Below are 19,873 nucleotides of genomic sequence, written 5' to 3'. Positions count from 1 at the left end.
TGAGTCTGATCCATGAAAAAGGCTGTACCAGCATTGCTGGTACAGCCTTAATTTCATGGATTTATTCTGCCTGTCTGGGTAATAGGCTTAATAACCGTTCTCTTTTGCTCCGTGAACTGCCTGATCATGAGTAAAGCCCTCAAATTCGAGCTGTTTAATCAGCCCGCTGCGGGAGAATGACATCAAATCCAAATAATTAGCTGCCTTGAGCACAGCCTGCTCATACCAATCTGCTCCGCAATTGTCTACGCCGTATTTAGCCTGAGTGTCGGTAAAGCCTTCAAACTTCAACTGTTTTTTTAATCCGCTTTTCGAAAAGGCTGAGAACTCCAGATAGTCCAGAGCTTTTTGTTTTGCCTGTGCGGACCAGTCAGCTCCGCAGTTTTTTGCGCCGTAAACTGCTTCATCATTTGAGTAACCCTCAAACTCGAGCTGCTTTATGAGTCCTTTATAAGAAAAAGCCATGAAATCAAGGTAATCAATCGCTTTTTCCAGCGCATTTATTTCTCCGGTGGTGACGGATGGTTCTGGTTTGGTGGCAGGTTTTGTGGTGGGCTGAGTGACTGGTTTTGTGGCGGGCTGAGTGGCTGGTTTCGTGGCAGGTTGTGTTGCGGGTTGCGTCCCGGCTTTCGTGGCTGGTTTGGTTTCAGGGATGGTCACAGGCATAGTGACCGGTTGAGTAGAAGCAGAGGTCATAGTTGGCGCCGTCTCCGCCGGTAGTGGCTGGGACGTCTGGACCGGTTCGGTCGTAGCTGAAGTAAGCCTGATCATGCCAGTGGACGGGGATGTGACAGCAGGAGCTTTGCTGCATCCGGAGGAAAAAATCATGAGGGTCACCAATAAACTGAATCTGATTTTTTTATTCATATACTCCCCCTATGGTTATCTTATTAATTAACATGTTACATTGTATAAAAAATAATACAATGTTATTTTGTGCTAAATCAGAAAAAGATCAAAAGAAATATGAGTGACCATGATTCTCAATATAGAGGAGAATGATATTATAGGAGTCAGGAGTGCTTAATGGAGGACTTCAAAAACCAAATATGTTTCATTTCAATGGCATCAGCATTTCCTCCTAGCTGAATTCGGATCAAAAGATATCCTCCTGAAATAGATTTGGCGACTGCACATCTCTACTTCAGGAGGATTATTCAAACGGTTATGTCATTGATCCAGTGGGTCTTGTTTAATGATATAAAGTCCAGGCACAATATACGAGGAGCAATGCCAGGATGGTATTGACCAGGCGGTAGTGGTCCTGGAAGAGTTTTCGAAACAGACTGCCAAAACCAGACCAGACCATGGAGGAGAGCAGGGCAATCGTAGCCAGAAGGAGTGCATTGAAGGCTATGAACAAAGGATTTTCCACATGGGGCAGCACGAAGGTGGTCATCGAGGTAATGCAGTAGAGGATGGCCTTCACGTTGATGAACTGCTGCAGATAAGCCCGGGAGAAGCTGGCTTTGGCCTGCGTTCCGTTTTCTGACAGCGGACCGGCTTTGTAGATATGCCAGGCGAGCCAGAGCAGGTAGGCGATTCCGAACCATTTCAGGGTATCTTTCAGATTGGGGAGGTAAGTCATGAGGGCATTGCCCAAAAAGGCTGCCAGAAGCGCCAGTGTCAGCATGCCGCTGAATATGCCGAAGTTAAAGGGCAGGGTGCGTTGGAAGCCGTAACGGTTGCCAAAGGTCATGGAGGTAATGGTATTGGGGCCGGGAGTAATCGCTGTGACCCAAAGATATATCAGGAAATTCAGGATATTCATGCGGATCGCCTCATCTTTCGTTTCAACAATTTGCGCAGGATCTGGATCAGGAGAATCCACAGCAGAATGAATGCCAGGATCACAAGTGTGTTTTTCAGGAACAGGCTTTCGGGAAGATATCGGATAATCGGATCCAGGCGGGGATCGAAGATCCAGTAATCATTCGAAAAGGCCAGTTCATGGAATTTGATGAAGGTGGCATTGAAGTCGATCAGTACTGGTACGGCGAGGAGGGCTGGAACCAGGAACACGAGCAGTGTTCCCAGGGTCAGGAATTCCGGATGCTGCTGCCTGATCAGGTATGCGCCCAGGATCAGGGACAGGATGCCGGAGACAATCATGCCCTTGAAGAAGAACTGGAAGATGTCCTTGACCTCCATGAAGTGAATCTCACCCTGGGGGCTCATCGGCAGTCCGCTGAAGCTGAGTCTGGCTTCCTTGCCCTGGAACATGTAATCAATGAGATGATCATAGTTCCGGCGAATGGTGGCATCATCCAGCTGATATTCTACCTGCCGGATCTCCGGTTGGGACCAGGTGTAAGTGGCTTTGAGGGATAAAGTCAGCATGACGGAGGATGTCAGAATAAAAAACGCCAGGGCCAGGCCGGCGACGAGTGTCAGTGGTTTTTTCATCAGTTGCTCCTTGTGCCGGATCGGCAATTCATTGAATCCATTGTACCGTCTGAATGCGGCATTGTTCAAGCAGATCAAGGGTTTCGGACACAACATTCCGCAGAGGATGGGCGAGAGTGCTGAAGAATGGTGAAAAGAGGAGAAAAAACGAGCTTTTAAAAGATAATTTCATAATATCTGCTATAATTAGGGATAGTTGAAAAAACTGAAAGCCTCTTCCCTATTGCATGAAAGCGGAAAAGTTTTTACAATATGAAATAGATGTTAGCACTCTTTCTCAATGAGTGCTAAAAATTTGAAATGGAGGATCTATGCATGATTAAGCCGTTAGGTGACAGAGTTCTATTGAAAAAATTAGAAGCAGAAGAAAGAACCAAGGGTGGAATCATCCTGACCGGTTCCGCCAAGGAAGCTCCGCAGGAAGCGGAAGTCATAGCCGTTGGCCCCGGAGAGATGAAGGATGGAGCGTTGGTGCCCATGGAGGTCAGGGTAGGCGATAAGGTCATTTACAGCAAGTATTCAGGCACGGATGTGAAACACAGACAGGAAGAATACATCCTGGTCAGTCAGAAAGATATATTGGCAGTCGTAACCGACGAGGAGGCTAAGTAAGCATGGCAAAAAAGATAATTTTTGGGGAAGAAGCCCGGCGGGCGCTGCAGAGCGGCGTGGACCAGCTGGCAAATACCGTTAAGGTTACCTTAGGACCCAAGGGCAGAAATGTCGTATTGGATAAGAAATTCGGATCACCTCTCATCACCAATGACGGTGTGACCATCGCCCGGGAGATCGAACTGGAAGATCCTTTTGAAAACATGGGCGCGCAGCTGGTTAAAGAAGTTGCGACCAAAACCAACGATGTTGCCGGAGACGGTACCACCACAGCGACTGTGCTGGCTCAGGCCATCATTCGCGAAGGACTCAAGAACGTTACTGCCGGAGCCAATCCTATGATGATCCGGAGTGGAATTCGCCAGGCGGTTGATGCTGCTGTGGGCGAAATCAAAAAGCATTCCATTGCCATTCGCGGCAAGGAAGATATCAGCCGGGTTGCGGCAATCTCCGCTTCCGATGAGGAAATCGGATCCATGATTGCCGACGCCATGGAGCGGGTCGGACACGAGGGTGTCATCACTGTGGAAGAGTCCAAATCCATGATCACCGAACTGGAAGTTGTGGAAGGCATGCAGTTTGACCGGGGATATGTTTCCTCCTACATGGCAACTAATCCGGAAACGATGGAAACCTACCTGGACAATCCCTATATTCTGATCACGGACAAGAAGCTCACCAACATTCAGGATATCCTGCCTGTTCTGGAGCAGATCGTTCAGCAGGGCAGAAAGCTTCTCATCATCGCTGATGATGTGGAAGGTGAAGCCGTCACCAATTTGGTGCTGAACAAGCTCAGAGGCACCTTTATCAGTGCTGCTGTCAAGGCACCGGGCTTTGGAGATCGCAGAAAGGAAATGCTTCAGGATATCGCCATTCTGACCGGCGGACAGGTCATTACCGAAGAACTCGGCAGAAGCCTGAGCGAAGCAACTCTTGATATGCTGGGATCCGCTGAATCCGTCCGGATCAACAAGGAATCCACCACCATTGTCAATGGCCGCGGAGACCATGAAGAGATTAAGGCCCGCGTAGCTCAAATCAAGGCTCAGCATGATGAATCCACTTCTGACTTTGATCGGGAAAAGTTCCAGGAACGTCTGGCGAAACTGGCCGGCGGAGTTGCCGTCATCAAGGTGGGCGCCCCGACTGAGACTGAACTGAAAGAAAAGAAACTTAGACTGGAAGATGCCCTGGCTGCCACAAAGGCTGCCGTGGAAGAAGGCATTGTTGCCGGAGGCGGTACCGCCTATGTCAACACAATCCCTGTGATCGGAGAGCTTAAAGCCGATGACGCGGATGTCCAGATCGGTATCAACATTATTAAGAAAGCACTGGAGGAACCACTCCGCCAGATCGCAGCCAACTCCGGACTGGAAGCTTCCGTGGTTCTGGATAAAGTGATGCATTCCGAGCCTGGCTTCGGCTTCAATGTCTCAACGGAAGAATACTGTGACATGATTGCGACAGGGATCGTGGACCCGACCAAGGTGACCCGCTCCGCGCTTCAGAACGCAGCCTCCGTGGCCGCGACCTTCCTGACAACGGAAAGTGCCGTTGCGGACATCAAGGAACCGACTCCGGCTATGCCTCCCATGCCCGGTGGAATGGAAGGCATGTACTAAACGATAATCAGCAGAAAAACCTCCCCCTGCCGGGGAGGTTTTTTGCAACCCCTGGGGGACACGAACGGAAAAATCACTGTTGCGGAACAATTCGGACAGGTTTGGAATGTCAGGACAGCTTTCCAGCCGAATTGTTTATTCAAGGAATGTTTTAAGAATGTTCTCCAAACATTGCAATGATTTCTACAAGTTGTTCACTCAATGACGGTAGTATGAAAGTAGACGGATGAAACGGGAACTTATATGCAAAGGAGCGATTTGATATGTCTAAAAACAAATATAAGAATAATGACTTGCTGAATAAGAAAATCAAGAAGCCGTTGGGGGAAGAACTCGAGGATCTCGCCGATGTGCCGCCGACCCTTGAATCGCCCATTGATGAGGAACCGGTAACGGATGAGGTGGTCCCGCCGCTGCTGGAACAGTCTCATGACGCGGAAGTTTATGCCCGGCCGGATCTGTGGGATAATGCCCAGGCTAAGCTTCGCCCGACGGCGGAACTGCTGGATGAAAGCTACGATGACGAAGGGGGAATCGGAGAATTCAGGGAACAGCTGACGACAGAAGGAATCAGCGATGAGCAGATGGAGGAGGCGACGGAACCGCCACTGGATTCCAACTATGTCGGAGCTCCCCCGTCCCGGACCGGATTCCCCTGGTGGTGGATTCTGCTGCCGCTGCTGATCATCGGCTTGCTGTACGGACTGACCCGAAAGCCTACCGAATCCCAGACACCGCCGACTTCGACCACGTCCCAGGGACCGGTAATGATCTTGAAAGATCGCCAGGCCCGGCTCAATCTGGAGAACTTCCGGATGACAGAAATCCGGCCGGACTCACAGCGAGTGCCCCTTGCCTGAGGAGCTGCTCTGATCTTTTCGAGTCAGGGTGCATTGTAGGGAAGGATCAGTCAGAGAACCAAGTTTGATTCTTTTGCTTAAAAAACCACTCCTTGCTCATAATACCCTTGACCCGGGTACATTGAACAAGGAGTATTTTCATGATCAAACGAACATTGAAACGAAAACGCAAAGGCTTCTCACTGGTGGAACTGGTGGTAGTCATGGCCATTATTGGAATTCTTCTGCTGGTTATGGCGCCCAGCTACAAGGGCTTCATTGACCAGGCCAAAACAATTGCCGTGAAGACGGATGCCAAGACCCTGCAGAGCATGATCAGCCTGGTAGAAGTGGGAACGAAGATTGACTCGAGCCAGAAAGTCAGTGCCCTGTCGGCGCTGGTGGGGGAAGGAGCGGAGTTGAAGGAGCTGAAAGCATTCATCGATGGATTGCAGGATACGTCCATCAAGCTGAAGGAGATTAAAATCTCTGAAATTCCACAGGTAGTCAGCACGGGTGTTATCCCGGCAGCTTCTCCCTGATGTTTTATCTGCTGCTTGGTATTTCTGCCTGGACTGACCTGAAACAAGGGGTTGTATACGACTGGTGCAGTTTGCTGCTGTTTGGCTGGACCCTGATCACGGGAATCAGCCATCTGCTTTCCCCCTGGTTTTGGGGAACGGCAGTCTGCCTCCTGCTCCTGATCTGGCAGGATCAGGCGGAGCGCTGCATGGGACGGGGTGATTATCTGATTCTGCTGTCGGTCAGCCTGCACTGCCGGGAGGCATTACCCCTCGTTTTGCTTTCCGGATCATTGCTGGCATTGCTGGCAGCCCTGCAGTTTAAAGTGCGGGAAGTGCCTTTTGTACCATTTCTTTTTCTAGGCAGTCTCGTACCTCTGATTGGAAGTTAATCACAAACCATTGAGCCGAAGAGTGATCTGATCACTCCTCGGCTCTTATATCGTTTCGATTCCAGTGTTCGCTCGGCAAGCTCTGAAGCTGTTCCGGGGCGTCATCTGAACTTTGATCGGCAGGGTGATCAATCATTGCTGATTGTTTGCTCAAATTCAAGGTTTAGCCGTAAGAGCGCGGCGTTCCTGTGGATTACACCTGAGTCGCACTCACTTTGAATCGATCCATTTTCAAGCTCATCGATTTCGGGTAAGATGAGAGGGACGCTGATCAGCCTGTTTCTGCTCCAGTTGAACATGAGTCTGTCGCTCTCGGGAGGGATTGAGTCGGACTGGCCGCCGCTGGGTCAGCAAGTCTGGCATACCTTGTATTATGAATGGAGTGAACCTATGATAGAACCTGCTTCTTTTTCAGATCAATTGCTGGCATTTTATGATGAGCACGCCCGCGCGCTGCCGTTTCGAATCCGACCGCATCCATATTACACCTGGATTTCGGAAATCATGCTGCAGCAAACCCGGATGGAAACGGTGCTGCCCTATTTCGAGCGTTTTATTCAGGCGATTCCAGATGTTCCGGCTCTGGCAAGCGTGTCGGAAGAGCAGCTGCTGAAGCTGTGGGAGGGACTGGGATACTATTCGCGGGCCAGAAACCTGCAGCAGGCTGCCCGTAGGATGATGTCAGATCATGGCGGGGAACTGCCGGATACCGTGGAGGAACTGCTGAAATTGCCTGGGATTGGCCCCTATACAGCCGGCGCCATCGCGAGCATTGCATTTCATCGGGTGGTTCCGGCCGTGGATGGGAACGTCATCCGGGTCTTCAGCCGTCTCATGGCTTACGGCGGTCCGGTGATGTCGGCTCCGGGGAAACGCTATATCACTGAGGCGGTTCAGTCCGTCATGTCGAAGGAGCGGCCCGGGGATTTCAATCAGGCCGTCATGGAGCTGGGGGCAACGATATGCCTGCCCAACGGCGCGCCGCTGTGTCAGGCATGTCCGGTAAGGGAGCACTGCCTGGCCTTTAGTGAGGGGAATCCTCTGGCCTATCCGGTTCTTCCGGCAAAAAAAGAACGCCGGATCGAACAGCACACAGTATTTTTGATCCTTCAGGGAAATCGATTTGCCATTGAGCGGCGGCCTCGCCGCGGCCTGCTGGCCGGCCTGCATCAGTTTCCAATGCGCCCCGGCGACTTGACGAGAGCAGAGGTGAGTGATCTGCTGGCGGATCTCGGTTTTACGGAGGCACGCATTGAAGACGGACCCGGCGCCCGTCACATCTTCAGTCATGTGGAATGGCAGATGTCTTCCTATATTATCCGGGTGAGTACGGACCGAATCGCTGAATCCGGCTTTGAATGGGAGGATCAAACCGCCTTGTCTGACCTGACCCTCCCCACAGCTTTTGCCGTCTTTCGCCGGGAGATGGAAAAACTCATGGGAGAGGCCTGATCTTGCCCTTGAGGATTAGACAACATGTAAACAAATACATCAGATTTTTTGAAGGATATCATGCTTTGAGTGATCAGAATTGAAATTTTAATTTCAAGAAAGCCTTTTTCATTGACACTGCAAACTCATAAAAATATAATGGTAGCAATATCTTGATAAGTCTCATATATGCTCTGAATCTGGCAGGGCGTTTCTACCTAAAACCGTAATTTTAGTCTATGAGGCTGGTGTATTCATCATGCTTCATGGCGGATTCCCGGCTTCGTTGGACAACCCATCGCGCCGGGATTCTTTTAAATTTATCTGTATTCATGAGGAGGATTGAACGTGGGAAAAATCATCAAAAAAGGCTACACATTCGACGATGTACTGCTGGTTCCTAACAAATCTGAGGTGTTGCCCAAGGAAGTTGATCTGTCGACTTACCTCACAAAGAAAATCAGGCTGAATATCCCTCTGGTGTCCGCCAGCATGGATACAGTCACCGAGTCCAGCATGGCCATTGCCATGGCCAGGGAAGGCGGCATTGGAATGATTCACAAGAACATGTCCATCGAACGTCAGGCGGAAGAAGTGGATAAGGTCAAGCGGCAGGAAAATGGAGTGATCACCAATCCGTTCTCCCTTTCTCCCGATAATACCCTGCAGGAAGCCAATCAGCTCATGGCAAAATATCGCATCTCCGGCGTTCCGGTTACGGTGGACGGCAAGCTGGTGGGAATCATTACCAACCGGGATCTCGTGTTTGAGACCGATTTTGAACAGCCGATCAGAAATCTGATGACATCCGAAAAACTCATCACCGGCAAGGTTGGTACCACGCTGGAGGAAGCCAAGCAGATTCTCAAGAAGAACAAGATCGAAAAACTTCCGCTGGTGGATGATGAGAACAACCTGATGGGACTCATCACCATCAAGGACATCGAGAAAATCCGTCTGTTCCCCAATGCGGCCAAGGACGCGGCAGGAAGGCTCCTGTGCGGCGCAGCCGTAGGCATTACCACCGACATGATGGAACGGGTGGACGCTCTCGTTAAATCCCACGTAGATGTTATCACCGTCGATACCGCTCACGGACATTCCCGCGGCGTCATGGACGCGGTCCGCCGCATTAAGACGGAGTATCCCGAACTCCAGGTCATCGCCGGCAATATCGCGACGGCCGAGGCCGCCAAAGACCTGATTGAAGCAGGGGTTGACGCAGTCAAGGTCGGAATCGGCCCGGGCGCGATCTGCACGACGCGAGTCGTCGCCGGTGTCGGGGTCCCGCAGCTGACGGCTGTGATGGACTGCTCGGAGGTCGCCCGTGAGTACGGCGTTCCGGTCATTGCCGATGGCGGCATTAAATTTTCCGGAGATATCGTCAAAGCACTGGCAGCCGGCGCTTCCAGCGTAATGATGGGGTCCATGCTGGCAGGCTGTGAAGAGGCTCCGGGGGAATCCATCATCTTCCAGGGACGCAACTTCAAGGTCTATCGGGGCATGGGATCACTGGGCGCCATGAATGCCGGATCCTCTGACCGCTACTTCCAGAAGGATGCCAAAAAATTCGTGCCGGAGGGTGTTGAAGGCCGCGTGGCCTATAAGGGTTACCTGGCAGACAGCGTATTCCAGATGACCGGCGGAATTCGTTCCGGCATGGGCTATCTGGGAGCTCCTACCATCGAACAGCTCTACCAGACCGCAACTTTTGTCATTCAGACCTCAGCGGGCTTGAAAGAAAGTCATCCGCATGATATCAATATAACGAATGAAGCACCGAACTATTCCCAGGGAGGCATGTAATGGAAAACAACCAGATGGTCCTCATCATTGACTTTGGAGGACAGTATAATCAGCTCATCGCCCGTCGGGTCCGGGAAGCCGGGATCTATTGCGAGATCCTGCCGTATACCGTTACCCTTGAAGACATTAAAGCAAAGAATCCATCCGCCATCATTTTTACGGGCGGTCCGAACTCTGTCACCGATCCCGGTGCACCAACCGTGGAAGACGGCATTTTTGAACTGGGGTTTCCAATCCTGGGCATATGCTACGGCATGCAGCTCATGGCGGTCAAGCTGGGCGGATCCGTCAGAGCAGGGGAAAAGCGTGAGTACGGCAAAACCATGGTCACACTGAACCCCCAGGCACAATTGACCCGCGAGCTGCCTGAGGACTCCCAGTGCTGGATGAGCCACACCTATTATGTTGACCGGATGCCGGAAGGCTTCCAGGTTACGGCCAAGTCTGAGGACTGTCCTCATGCTGCCATGGAAGATCCCGCAAGAAAACTCTATGCTACTCAGTTCCACCCGGAAGTGAATCATACGCTGTTTGGCCGGGAACTGCTGGACAATTTCCTGTTTGACATTGCCGGTCTGGAAAAAACCTGGACCATGGCATCCTTTGCCGAGGACAAGATCAAAGAGATTAAAGAACTGGTCGGAGATCGCAAGGTGCTGTGCGCCCTGTCCGGCGGAGTCGATTCCTCCGTTGCCGCTGTCATGGTGCACAAAGCCATCGGCAAGCAGCTGACCTGTATTTTTGTCGATCACGGCCTGCTCCGCAAGGATGAAGGCGATCAGGTTGAGACCATTTTCGGAAAAACCTTCGACATGAACCTGATCCGGGTCAATGCCCAAGATCGCTTCCTGAATAAGCTCGCGGGTGTAGGCGATCCTGAGAAAAAACGCAAGATCATCGGCGAGGAGTTTATCCGCGTATTTGAAGAAGAGTCCAACAAAATCGGAGAAGTTGATTTCCTGGTTCAGGGTACGATCTATCCGGATGTTGTGGAGTCGGGAACCGCTACCTCCGCCACCATCAAGAGCCATCACAATGTTGGCGGACTTCCGGAAGACATGAAGCTGGAACTGATTGAGCCCCTGCGCGAACTCTTTAAGGATGAAGTGCGCAGAGTCGGCGAAGAGCTTGGCATTCCCAAAGCACTGGTACGCCGTCAGCCATTCCCCGGACCGGGTCTTGCCATCCGGGTGCTGGGTGAGGTCACCAGAGAGAAGCTGGAACTGGTCAGAGAAGCTGACTTCATCTTCCGGGATGAAATCTCCAAAGCCAACCTCGAGTCGGAAATCTGGCAGTACTTTGCCTGCCTGCCCAATATTCAGTCCGTCGGCGTTATGGGTGATGAGCGAACCTATTCGCACACCGTTGCTCTTCGCGCCGTAACCTCCATTGACGGCATGACCGCAGACTGGGCCAGAATTCCGTATGATGTCTTGGATAAAGTGTCACGCCGCATCGTCAACGAAGTGTCCAACGTCAACCGGATTGTCTATGACATCACCTCAAAGCCACCCTCGACCATCGAGTGGGAGTAAAAAATAGAAACGCAGTAAAACCGCATGGTTACTTGGTTTTTAGCATATCAAAACGGCGAATGATACCACTTTGATCCTATCGTTATTACTCCAACAAAAATAATTGAACAGAGGAATCCCCTCTCATTTGAACGCTAAAGTTCATTCGAGAGGGGATTTTTGTTCTGACTAGATAATTATTTTTCTTGATATTGCATGGCAAGTTTGAGTAAATGCCCTGTTTTCCTGGTTTTAAAGTAATTAATGATTGCAAAACCAGTTCCCTTGTCGATAAAAATAAGTGGAACCGCAAGAAAGATTGTATCAGAATAGTTTTTAATCTGCACCATAGTACCTAAACCATTAATCTTAATAAATTCAACCGAATTTATGTTATCTAAAGCAATCTTTATGTTATTTGATTCTATGTACATGCATTGGGTATCTTCAGTTAAAAGGCCCTTTACAACAATTGTTTCTACTCCGATTTTTTCACCAATATGATAAATGATTTGCATTACTTCACCCCTATATTGATTAATCCATTACTTAGAAATATATTGGAATATGATTGTGCTTCACTTTCTCCACGGTTTTCTTGGAACGGCATAACCACAGATATCAGCTGTTCATCCAGAATTCGATTATCTGGCGATAAAAGATTCGCTGCGGAAAAAAACCTTGAAGCCTTCGAAAATCAGTCATTCACGGCTCAGCTCTATACAAATCACTTTACATGATGGCAACTCAGAAGACCATCCTTATAAAATAATCAAGCCGTTCATTAACCGATTATCGGTCAGGTAACGGGGAGTGAGTGTTGGATTCTTAAATGGTTATCGGTATGTATCTCGGTTGTCGCGAAAAAGCAGCATAAGAGCATCGGAACTGTTTAAGAATCCTGTAATCACCAATCGTATGATTACAGGATTTCTTGTGCTCTCATCAAAAAGCTGGACAGTCTGTTCGTGCCTGGGGTTAGGTGGACAACCATGCTGTGGTTTTTTGAATTTCGCTCGCTTAGCATAAAGCGATTCCTGAAATCTCAGAGGAAACGGCAAGCCTGAATCACTGATTTGGGAGTGACCGGTCAATCTGATAAGATCAGGGTGTATGGGGTGGCCGGCTCTTGGCGGAGCGCGAGCAGCTCTACATATTCAAACAGGTTTCAGTGGATTATTCTTTATATTTTTGGAGGTTGAGATGGGAATATTAGATAAGCTTAATAACACGGTTACTCAGGGAGTGGGCGGAGCTTTTGGACAGGGACTTCTGGGTAACTTGAGTGAACAGACGCCGGAGACTTTGACCAAGGAGTTTGGCATGTACCTGATGGAAGGTGAGTCGATCCACATGGGGTTCAAGCTGATTCGTGATGTGGTGATATTCACGGACCGTCGAATCATTGATATTGATAAGCAGGGAGCTACCGGAAAAAAGACCCGAATCGACACCATCTATCTGTCTTCGATCATTAACGTATCCTGTGAGACTGCAGGATTCGGATTGGATGATTCAGAAATCAACGTTCATTACATCACTTCACCTTACTTCAAGGCAACAGTCGGCGTATCCATTTCGGAGCGGACATTCGAATTTCCCAAGAAATACAACATGCAGCCTTTGTACACTTATCTGGCAGGAATTGCCTACAGCAATTTCCAAACCATTAATAAGTAAGAAGCAAGCGGTAAGCATTAAGCATTTAGCATTAAGCATTAAGCAGTGAACGGTGAACATTGAACATTGGGTCTTAGGTCCTGGCAATGGAATACGGATCAACGAAAGCCCCTGATAACTCAGGGGCTTTAAAAATGGGTCAATCACAAATTCTGTGGGATTGACCGACTAGATCCATTCCCCAAACCGGCATAACATTTGATAATAGAACGAGCCCCGCGCTATGATGGAAATGCATCTGGACGGATGTACAAATCCAAACACAGCGGAGGCTCTGAATGAATTATACACAGGATGAACAAGCTAATACAATCACTGATTCCCAAAATTATCTGCACATCCCTTCGTCTCTTATTGGGTTTACTAATACGCATAGTTCACAGCATACTGCCGTTTCCGGTAAAAGTGTGATTCAGTTTCATGGAGTCCTCAAGCTAGATGACACCGATCGCGCCTGCCCCAACTGCGGGGGCTTCATGCACATTAACAATACGTCCTCATGTAGTCTTTGGCACCTGAACTTCGGGCACACTTATACTTCCCTGGAATTCGACAAGAATCAATTACTGTGCCCAACCTGCGGGATCACCAGAGTCCAGCAGGTGCCCTTTCAGGCACAAGGTCATCGGATCTCGCAACCACTTTTGCAATACACTAGGGATCTTCTCGCCATCGGAACCTACAATCTCAAACAGGTCGCTGAGATTACTGGTCTAGGCAAGAACACGGTCAAAGCGATCGACTTGAAACGCCTGGAGGAAATGTACACCCTGGACGGCAAGCTCACCAAGCCCCAGAGGCAGGCAAAGTACCTCAGTATCGACGAATTCAAGCTTCACCGAGGCCACCAGTACGCCACCCACATCATCGACATAGAGACTGGCCATATCCTCTGGATCGCCCATGGCAAGCGCAAGCAGGTCGTCTATGACTTCATTGAGCACGTCGGTCTCGAGTGGATGGACGGTGTTGAAGCAGTCGCTTCGGACATGAACTCAGACTTCCAAGAAGCCTTTGAGGAAAAGTGCCCCCACATCCAGCCGGTCTTCGACCATTTCCACATCATCAAGAATTTCAATGACAAAGTGGTCGCTGAAGTGCGCAAAGACGAACAGAGGCGTCTTCAGGCGGTGGGTGAGTACAAAGCTGCTGAGTCCCTCAAGAGGACCCGCTATATCCTGATGTCTTCTCGGGAGACGCTGCAGCGCAAAGACCGGGAGGCCGCGGAGGGCAAACCCTTGTCCAAGGGCGGTACGCTCTTCCAAAGGGCAGAGATCACGCGTCGTCCTGGCAGTGAGGAGAAGTACGACCAGCTCATCCAGGAGAACCAGCTTCTGTTCACAGTTGACCTCGTCAAAGAGATGCTCTCGGAGGCGTACAAGGCCGCCAGTGAGCCGGAAATGGCTAGTCTGATCACGGAGGTCATGGAAGTATGCTATGCCTCGGAGAATGAGCACCTGCAGTGGTTTGGGCGCCTGATGGACAGACATTTTGAAGGGATTATAGCTTATGCGACCTACCGTATTTCGAATGGTCAAATCGAGGGGATCAACAACAAGATTAAGACATTACGTCGACAAGGGTATGGCTATCCAGATGATGAATACTTCTTCCTCAAGTTATTCGATATGAGTCGTAAAACGTACGTAAGGAATCCACCATCCCACAGAATTTATGATTGAGCCTTAAAAATAGAAAAATGGAACACTTTGTTATTTCATAACATTGATTCAGGCTTTCATGTTGCTGGTGATGTTTGATGAGGTGATTGAAGTTTAATCAGCCTCTGCGGCATCGAAGCTTCAAAAAGGATTCCGGCTATCGGGAAGGATTTAGATGACCACAAACGCTTCTTTCTGGCCATCGTTGAAAGGAGCTTTGGCCAGCAGATCTCGGATCGCCTGTATGGCTGAGATTTCAAGGTTATGTCGGTCAGTTCCGTATTTTTTTGGCACGCCCTGCTGCGTGACGAAGGCTGCCTGATAGATTCTGTCCGGGTCAAAGGGCTCGCCTTCAAGAAACAGTTCCTGGATCCGCTGACCTTTTGGATTCTCCAGTTTGATGTAGGCTTTGAGTCCAAGGGCGCGCTTGAGATAACCGCCCATTTGATCAAAGGAATTTCTGGCATAGGTATGCTCCAGGTTTTCCTCCAGCATATCCCGGATCTCCAGTCCGGTCATTGATACGGCAGACACCGGCGGATCGACCGGAATGATGCGGTACAGATCCTCCATGGTGACGGGTCCCGGCGGAACCGGGACGCCATAGCGCCAACCGTTGGAAAAAGCCAGTCGGGTTCCGGCAGCCTGTGCGATGGCCATGAGGAGGAGATTGTCCATGGGGCTTTCCAGACCAGTGTTGCGATGCAGCATTACCCGGGTTTCTCCGACGACCTCCTGGGCCAGGTGCCGATAAGGCTTGCGCTGATCGGCAATGAGATCTTTGATCAACGGGTCTTCAGGGACAGATTCATTCAGTGAAATCAGCTCGTGGTCCAGGCCGACAATGGCTTTTTCTTCAATGGTCAGTTCCAGCCTGCCCACGAAAGAACCATGGGAGCCCGACTGAATGATCCAGGCGTCATTGACCTTTACCGGGTCCTGGATGCGGTTGTGGGTGTGACCGGAGAGGCACAGATCGATTCCCGGAACCTGGCGCAGCACCTCAAGATCCTGAGGATAGCCCAGATGAGACAGGAGCAGGATCAGATCCGCTCCCTGACTTTTGAGCGCCTTGATATAACCGGGCAGCTCATCGATCCCCGTTGTGGTGTAGAGACCTTCGCTGAATTTGGGAGGCATGGTTTTATCGATGATATTTGAGGCCAGTCCAATGATGCCAACCTTCAGGGTTCCTGTCTGACGGATGATCCAGGGTTTCGCAAAGAGCTCATCGGACGCTTTGTAGAAGACATTGCCAGCCAGAATGGGATAGGGTAGGTGTCTTCCGATCTCCAGGAGCCGGTCGGGCCCATAGGCGATGTCCCAGTGGAACGTCATGGCATCAAGGCCGAGCCGTCGAAGGATCGGTATCATGACTTCACCTTCCGTCGTCACTGCTTCATATGTCCCGTGGAAGGTGTCACCGTTGTCAAAAAACAGCGTTTCGTGGCCGACTTCTTCCCGAATGCGACGAACCAGACCGCTGATGCGGGCAAAGCCGCCTGCTTTTCTCAGAGAAAGTCCGTCGGAACCATAGAACACTTCCTGATGGGGTTCCACATAACTGTGGGTATCATTGATTTGAAGTATAGTCAGTTGAGCCATTGCTTGATCACTCCTTGTCTTTTAAGGCCGCTGGTCGATCCGGCAGGCGTTTTCTTCATGATAATCGGTTTTTATTCTCCGGTGTTACGCATCGGATTATGTTAAGAAAAACCTTGAAAATTAGTCATAATTCAACCCAGTCTGTTCAAAAAGCAATGCTGGTCGAATTCCGGGTGATCAGAAGGAGTCCGATCCTCATAACGAAAGTATGAATTCAAGATAAAATATTGGTGTCCAAAGAGATATGTTTCTCCCTCTCTGCTAGTATGAAGGTGATTCATTCAACTTGCGATCAGGGACCTGGATCCATCATCGCAGTCAGCAACATCTGCTTTTATGACTCCGGTTACCCTGAGCCAGCAGAGGGCAGATCCGATCAGGCGCGGAGGTGACCTGTCATGAAACAAAAAACGATCATCGGGGTGGTGGTACTTGCCGCCATTGTGATTTTGGCACTACTCTGGAATACGCTGAGACCATTCGGCCCGGTGTCTCCGGATACTACTCCCTCAGGGACCCAGCCAACGACAGCTGCCGGCAGCCTGCCGATCCCGACAGTCCTGGAGGATCTGGATTCTTCTTCAGAAACGGCCAGATACTCTTTAACGGCACAGCCCGGCAGGATGGTGTTTCTTGCCGGAAAAACCACACCGACCATGGGCTATAACGGATCCTATCTGGGACCGGTTCTGAAAGTGCGGCGCGGAGAAACAATTCGCATCGGTTTTCGCAATGAACTTGCGGAAGCTACTTCGGTCCACTGGCATGGCCTGGAGATCCCAGGGACAGTGGACGGAGGACCGCATCAACCCATCGCTGCCGGCGGCACCTGGGAGCCAGTCTTTACCATCGATCAACCCGCGTCCACCTTGTGGTTTCACCCCCATGTCATGGGTACCACCGCGACACAGGTCTACGCTGGTCTGACCGGATTGATTCTGGTGGAGGATGACAACTCCCGGAGTTTGGGTCTGCCGGATGACTACGGGGTTAATGACATCCCGCTCATCGTTCAGGATCGCAGCTTCAACACAAACGGTACATTCCGCTATGAAGATAATATGATGGATGGCGCTATCGGAGATTATCTGATGGTCAACGGTGCCTTAAATCCGTATCTGGAGGTCCAGCCAATTCGGATGCGGCTGCGTCTGGTGAATGGCGCCAATGCCAGCAACTATCGGTTCAATCTGGCAGATGGCAGGTCCTTTGTCCAAATCGCCTCGGATGGAGGACTTCTGGAGGCACCTGTAGAAATGAAAGAGCTCTTCCTTTCACCTGGTGAACGGGCTGAGATCATCATCGATTTTTCCGGGTATCAGAGTGGCCAGTCTGTGGATTTCAGGACCGGACAGGATGGGTTCATGACTTTCCGCATCAAGGGCGAGGCAACAGATTCCACTCGGATTCCCGAAATCTTGTCTTCCATCGAACCTCTGAATGAAGCTGATGTTACAGCCACCAAGACCATTCGTCTGGATGGGATGGGGCATATGGTCAGTCTCAATGGCCGTCAGTTCGATATGGACCGGATTGACGACGATGTCAAGCTTGGTGACACGGAGATCTGGGAGATCACCGCCAGCCGGCAGATGATGATGGGTTCCTCCGGACATCCGTTTCATATCCATGGCACCCAGTTCCAGATTCTGTCCAGAAACGGACGGACACCGCCTGCCAATGAGCGTGGCTGGAAAGATACGGTATTTGTGGGGACCGGAGAGACCGTCCGACTCATTGTCCGTTTCCGCTTTGCCGGGCTCTACATGTACCATTGTCACATCCTGGAGCACGAGGAGGCGGGGATGATGGGGCAGCTGGAAGTTCATCCGTAAACCCGTCAGATGGGACAGCAGAGCATCCGTGCTGCAGAAAAATTCAGCCAGCAAAAAATGAGCTGTCCAAGATCGATTCGGATCTTTGGCAGCTCATTTATTTGTGGCAGCTCATTAAATATTTGTCAGCTTATTTAATCTTGGGAAGTACATTTGGATAGCGTACAAGGTTCAAGAAGGCGGCGGAGCCACCTATATCGGCAAGGGAGGCAGGTATTTTGAAAAGATCTCGACATATCGGGACCCAAAGGTGATGGATGTGATGCGGGAAAAGGGGATCATTGTCAATTCGCGGTACCAGTTTCCGTCGGCGTCAAATTCTCGGAACAGCACCGACTTTTTATGGACTTCATGGATTCGTCCGATGTGAAATTCAAAGTCTGATTCATTCTTCGAATCATGAGTAATGATGATGTTCTTTCCTTGTTTAGCAAGAGAAGTTAGTGCGGACTGCCAATCGGTGATGGCGACTCTGGGAGGCTGCAGGCAGTCAAGAAGTCCTTCGTTCCGGGCGATCGTCAGACATAGGTCATCTTTGATCTCAACCCGGCGGACATCCTTAAAACGGCGGATACTCCAGCCATCCAGAAGGAAATCGTCTTCCTCGGCACTGAGGAACAGCCGCTTGCTCAGCAGTAGTGGAAAAAAATATCGGTAGTAATCTTCATAGAGCATAAATACACGACAGATCCTCGGCGGATCGACTGACTTTCGTATCCGATTCTTGATTTTTCTTTTTTTCATGGGGATCCTTCCTTGTCAATGAAGACTGGCATCAGGTGTTTTTCATTGTCTTTGGATCAATTATAATACATATAATCAATCGGAGCCCAGAAAATATATGATTACAGGATTACTAAATCCCTCCAGAAAGGGTATCATGAAGCAATAAGCTGATTAAGGGCAAGCCCCGTGGCGATAGCTGCAGAGCATCGATCAGTCTTTCTGAGTCGGCCGGCAAAGGACGGTCAGCATGAGTCAAGCGTCTGCTTGATTACATTGCAAGGAAGATGCCATTTCGAGCAGTCCCATTCAATAAGTATGGCAATGCATGTCAGAGTCCACCGGGAAAACGGAGCTGGGAACGAAAAAGATATGGATACGAGGGGGATTTTGATGTTGAAAGATCCAATCAACAGGGAATATTTTTACAGCTGCTATAAGATTCAAAAATTTCGACTGCTCTTTGGGTTGTTGTGTTTCTTATTAATGGCTGGTTTTTTTATTTTTCACTCGGAACGATGGATGGTTATAATCGTCTTGGGCCTGGAGGTAACTGGACTTGTTGTACTGATGCAGGGAATGAATTATTACCGGGAGTTTTTTAAATCATATCGCATCTTGAAGAATCATTTTCCGCCGGGTTTTGATGTGTATGATTTAAAGAAGAATGCTGATTTACGACTGCCTGGAATTGAATCCTATGTATACGCTGATCATCTGTTCATGCTCAATAAAAACTGGTTTTATGTCGTCGATCTCAGAGAAACTGCCTGGTTGTTTGTAGATGAAATGTGGTCTCGTTCGTCAGCATTCAACTGTCTCTTCGTAAATACGGTGGACAGGAACAGGGCGCTTTGGATTATCCCGCACCTGTCCAACAAGGAAACCAGGGATGTGGAGAAACTCAAGCCGAATGTCATTTATCTGTTCGCGTATCTGACGGTCCGTTACCCTCACATTGATTTTGGGTACTCGTGGGAGAAAGATCAGGAGTTCCTCAAGGACCACAAAATTAGGCGGATGTTTGAGCGATGGGAGAAGCATGACCAATCCATTCTCTGGTCGGATTTGAGCCGGGAGGTCCAGGATTTCAGATCCATTCTTCTGGAATGATCTTTGCGGGCTTAGCCTACAGGAAGTAAATAGGATGAAACCCTGATCGTCGTTCGAAAGAACGATAATCAGGGTTTCATCCTGCCTGGTTATTTCAGGTGCTTCCTCGA

Annotated in this window: 18 protein-coding genes and 1 riboswitch; of the genes, 12 read left to right on the top strand and 6 right to left on the bottom strand. The window is 49.8% G+C overall.

Annotation, left to right across the window (positions count from 1 at the left end; translation table 11 throughout):
• Positions 1-87: 87 nt before the first annotated feature.
• The 3 genes from P6M73_RS13630 to P6M73_RS13620 form a co-directional block, all read right to left on the bottom strand.
• Positions 88-867, bottom strand: coding sequence for an Ltp family lipoprotein (locus tag P6M73_RS13630; protein ID WP_277853579.1), 780 nt, complete (start codon positions 865-867; stop codon positions 88-90).
• 325 nt (positions 868-1,192) lie between these two features.
• The gene (locus P6M73_RS13625) at positions 1,193-1,771 is read right to left on the bottom strand and encodes a LysE family transporter (RefSeq protein ID WP_277853578.1); all 579 of its coding nucleotides are present in this window, start codon (positions 1,769-1,771) and stop codon (positions 1,193-1,195) included.
• A complete protein-coding gene (locus tag P6M73_RS13620; protein ID WP_277853577.1) occupies positions 1,768-2,406 on the bottom strand; it encodes a TIGR01906 family membrane protein in 639 nt (212 codons plus the stop codon). Before P6M73_RS13620 ends, P6M73_RS13625 begins: the two co-directional genes overlap by 4 nt.
• 315 nt (positions 2,407-2,721) lie before the next feature.
• On the opposite strand from P6M73_RS13620, the gene P6M73_RS13615 reads away from it, so the two are divergent.
• The 8 genes from P6M73_RS13615 to guaA all read left to right on the top strand — a co-directional run bounded on the left by P6M73_RS13615 (position 2,722) and on the right by guaA (position 11,167).
• Entirely contained in the window at positions 2,722-3,018 is a 297-nt protein-coding gene (locus tag P6M73_RS13615; protein ID WP_277853576.1) for a co-chaperone GroES, read from the top strand.
• A 2-nt stretch (positions 3,019-3,020) separates the two neighbouring features.
• Positions 3,021-4,643, top strand: a complete 1,623-nt coding sequence (gene groL, locus P6M73_RS13610; RefSeq protein ID WP_277853575.1) for a chaperonin GroEL — start codon at positions 3,021-3,023, stop codon at positions 4,641-4,643.
• A 263-nt stretch (positions 4,644-4,906) separates the two neighbouring features.
• Positions 4,907-5,503 (top strand): hypothetical protein, encoded by a 597-nt coding sequence (locus tag P6M73_RS13605; protein ID WP_277853574.1) that lies wholly within the window; start codon positions 4,907-4,909, stop codon positions 5,501-5,503.
• A gap of 140 nt (positions 5,504-5,643) precedes the next feature.
• A complete protein-coding gene (locus P6M73_RS13600) occupies positions 5,644-6,024 on the top strand; it encodes a type II secretion system protein (protein ID WP_277853573.1) in 381 nt (126 codons plus the stop codon).
• Complete coding sequence (locus P6M73_RS13595) at positions 6,024-6,395, top strand: hypothetical protein (RefSeq protein ID WP_277853572.1); 372 nt, start codon at positions 6,024-6,026, stop codon at positions 6,393-6,395. Before P6M73_RS13600 ends, P6M73_RS13595 begins: the two co-directional genes overlap by 1 nt.
• Positions 6,396-6,785: 390 nt before the next feature.
• Positions 6,786-7,847 (top strand): A/G-specific adenine glycosylase, encoded by a 1,062-nt coding sequence (gene mutY, locus P6M73_RS13590; RefSeq protein ID WP_277853571.1) that lies wholly within the window; start codon positions 6,786-6,788, stop codon positions 7,845-7,847.
• A 142-nt stretch (positions 7,848-7,989) separates the two neighbouring features.
• Positions 7,990-8,086, top strand: a riboswitch (purine riboswitch).
• Between the two features lie 88 nt (positions 8,087-8,174).
• Positions 8,175-9,632: an IMP dehydrogenase gene (gene guaB, locus P6M73_RS13585; RefSeq protein ID WP_277853570.1), complete on the top strand. Its 1,458-nt coding sequence runs from the start codon at positions 8,175-8,177 to the stop codon at positions 9,630-9,632.
• Entirely contained in the window at positions 9,632-11,167 is a 1,536-nt protein-coding gene (gene guaA / locus P6M73_RS13580) for a glutamine-hydrolyzing GMP synthase (protein WP_277853569.1), read from the top strand. Before guaB ends, guaA begins: the two co-directional genes overlap by 1 nt.
• A gap of 176 nt (positions 11,168-11,343) precedes the next feature.
• Here the strand turns inward: guaA and P6M73_RS13575 are convergent, their stop codons facing one another.
• A complete protein-coding gene (locus tag P6M73_RS13575; protein ID WP_277853568.1) occupies positions 11,344-11,664 on the bottom strand; it encodes a hypothetical protein in 321 nt (106 codons plus the stop codon).
• A 685-nt stretch (positions 11,665-12,349) separates the two neighbouring features.
• Here P6M73_RS13575 and P6M73_RS13570 point away from each other — a divergent pair.
• The gene (locus tag P6M73_RS13570; RefSeq protein WP_277853567.1) at positions 12,350-12,826 is read left to right on the top strand and encodes a PH domain-containing protein; all 477 of its coding nucleotides are present in this window, start codon (positions 12,350-12,352) and stop codon (positions 12,824-12,826) included.
• A gap of 278 nt (positions 12,827-13,104) precedes the next feature.
• Positions 13,105-14,508, top strand: a complete 1,404-nt coding sequence (locus P6M73_RS13565) for an ISL3 family transposase (protein WP_277853566.1) — start codon at positions 13,105-13,107, stop codon at positions 14,506-14,508.
• A 150-nt stretch (positions 14,509-14,658) separates the two neighbouring features.
• Here the strand turns inward: P6M73_RS13565 and P6M73_RS13560 are convergent, their stop codons facing one another.
• Positions 14,659-16,092 carry a bifunctional metallophosphatase/5'-nucleotidase gene (locus P6M73_RS13560; RefSeq protein WP_277853565.1) on the bottom strand — a complete coding sequence of 478 codons (1,434 nt, stop codon included), beginning with the start codon at positions 16,090-16,092 and terminating at the stop codon, positions 14,659-14,661.
• Positions 16,093-16,490: 398 nt separating this feature from the next.
• Here P6M73_RS13560 and P6M73_RS13555 point away from each other — a divergent pair, with 398 nt between their 5' ends.
• Positions 16,491-17,927: a multicopper oxidase family protein gene (locus P6M73_RS13555; protein WP_277853564.1), complete on the top strand. Its 1,437-nt coding sequence runs from the start codon at positions 16,491-16,493 to the stop codon at positions 17,925-17,927.
• 192 nt (positions 17,928-18,119) lie between these two features.
• Here the strand turns inward: P6M73_RS13555 and P6M73_RS13550 are convergent, their stop codons facing one another.
• Positions 18,120-18,671, bottom strand: coding sequence for a hypothetical protein (locus P6M73_RS13550; RefSeq protein WP_277853563.1), 552 nt, complete (start codon positions 18,669-18,671; stop codon positions 18,120-18,122).
• Between the two features lie 558 nt (positions 18,672-19,229).
• Between P6M73_RS13550 and P6M73_RS13545 the strand changes: the two genes are divergently transcribed.
• The gene (locus tag P6M73_RS13545) at positions 19,230-19,763 is read left to right on the top strand and encodes a hypothetical protein (RefSeq protein ID WP_277853562.1); all 534 of its coding nucleotides are present in this window, start codon (positions 19,230-19,232) and stop codon (positions 19,761-19,763) included.
• Positions 19,764-19,873: the final 110 nt, after the last annotated feature.

This window comes from Anaerococcoides asporogena (assembly GCF_029590275.1).
Lineage (GTDB): Bacteria > Bacillota > Clostridia > Clostridiales > Clostridiaceae > JG1575.
Note: the sequence above shows the minus strand (reverse complement) of the source record. Positions and strands in the feature narration are given on the sequence as shown.

Coding starts and splice junctions, on each gene's coding strand:
- P6M73_RS13570 (WP_277853567.1), top strand. CDS start 12,350: ATGGGAATATTAGATAAGCTTAATAACACGGTTACTCAGGGAGTGGGC.
- P6M73_RS13545 (WP_277853562.1), top strand. CDS start 19,230: ATGAATTATTACCGGGAGTTTTTTAAATCATATCGCATCTTGAAGAAT.
- P6M73_RS13565 (WP_277853566.1), top strand. CDS start 13,105: ATGAATTATACACAGGATGAACAAGCTAATACAATCACTGATTCCCAA.
- P6M73_RS13600 (WP_277853573.1), top strand. CDS start 5,644: ATGATCAAACGAACATTGAAACGAAAACGCAAAGGCTTCTCACTGGTG.
- P6M73_RS13615 (WP_277853576.1), top strand. CDS start 2,722: ATGATTAAGCCGTTAGGTGACAGAGTTCTATTGAAAAAATTAGAAGCA.
- P6M73_RS13560 (WP_277853565.1), bottom strand. CDS start 16,092: ATGGCTCAACTGACTATACTTCAAATCAATGATACCCACAGTTATGTG.
- P6M73_RS13550 (WP_277853563.1), bottom strand. CDS start 18,671: ATGAAAAAAAGAAAAATCAAGAATCGGATACGAAAGTCAGTCGATCCG.
- P6M73_RS13595 (WP_277853572.1), top strand. CDS start 6,024: ATGTTTTATCTGCTGCTTGGTATTTCTGCCTGGACTGACCTGAAACAA.
- P6M73_RS13605 (WP_277853574.1), top strand. CDS start 4,907: ATGTCTAAAAACAAATATAAGAATAATGACTTGCTGAATAAGAAAATC.
- P6M73_RS13630 (WP_277853579.1), bottom strand. CDS start 867: ATGAATAAAAAAATCAGATTCAGTTTATTGGTGACCCTCATGATTTTT.
- guaA (WP_277853569.1), top strand. CDS start 9,632: ATGGAAAACAACCAGATGGTCCTCATCATTGACTTTGGAGGACAGTAT.
- groL (WP_277853575.1), top strand. CDS start 3,021: ATGGCAAAAAAGATAATTTTTGGGGAAGAAGCCCGGCGGGCGCTGCAG.
- P6M73_RS13575 (WP_277853568.1), bottom strand. CDS start 11,664: ATGCAAATCATTTATCATATTGGTGAAAAAATCGGAGTAGAAACAATT.
- P6M73_RS13620 (WP_277853577.1), bottom strand. CDS start 2,406: ATGAAAAAACCACTGACACTCGTCGCCGGCCTGGCCCTGGCGTTTTTT.
- mutY (WP_277853571.1), top strand. CDS start 6,786: ATGATAGAACCTGCTTCTTTTTCAGATCAATTGCTGGCATTTTATGAT.
- P6M73_RS13555 (WP_277853564.1), top strand. CDS start 16,491: ATGAAACAAAAAACGATCATCGGGGTGGTGGTACTTGCCGCCATTGTG.
- P6M73_RS13625 (WP_277853578.1), bottom strand. CDS start 1,771: ATGAATATCCTGAATTTCCTGATATATCTTTGGGTCACAGCGATTACT.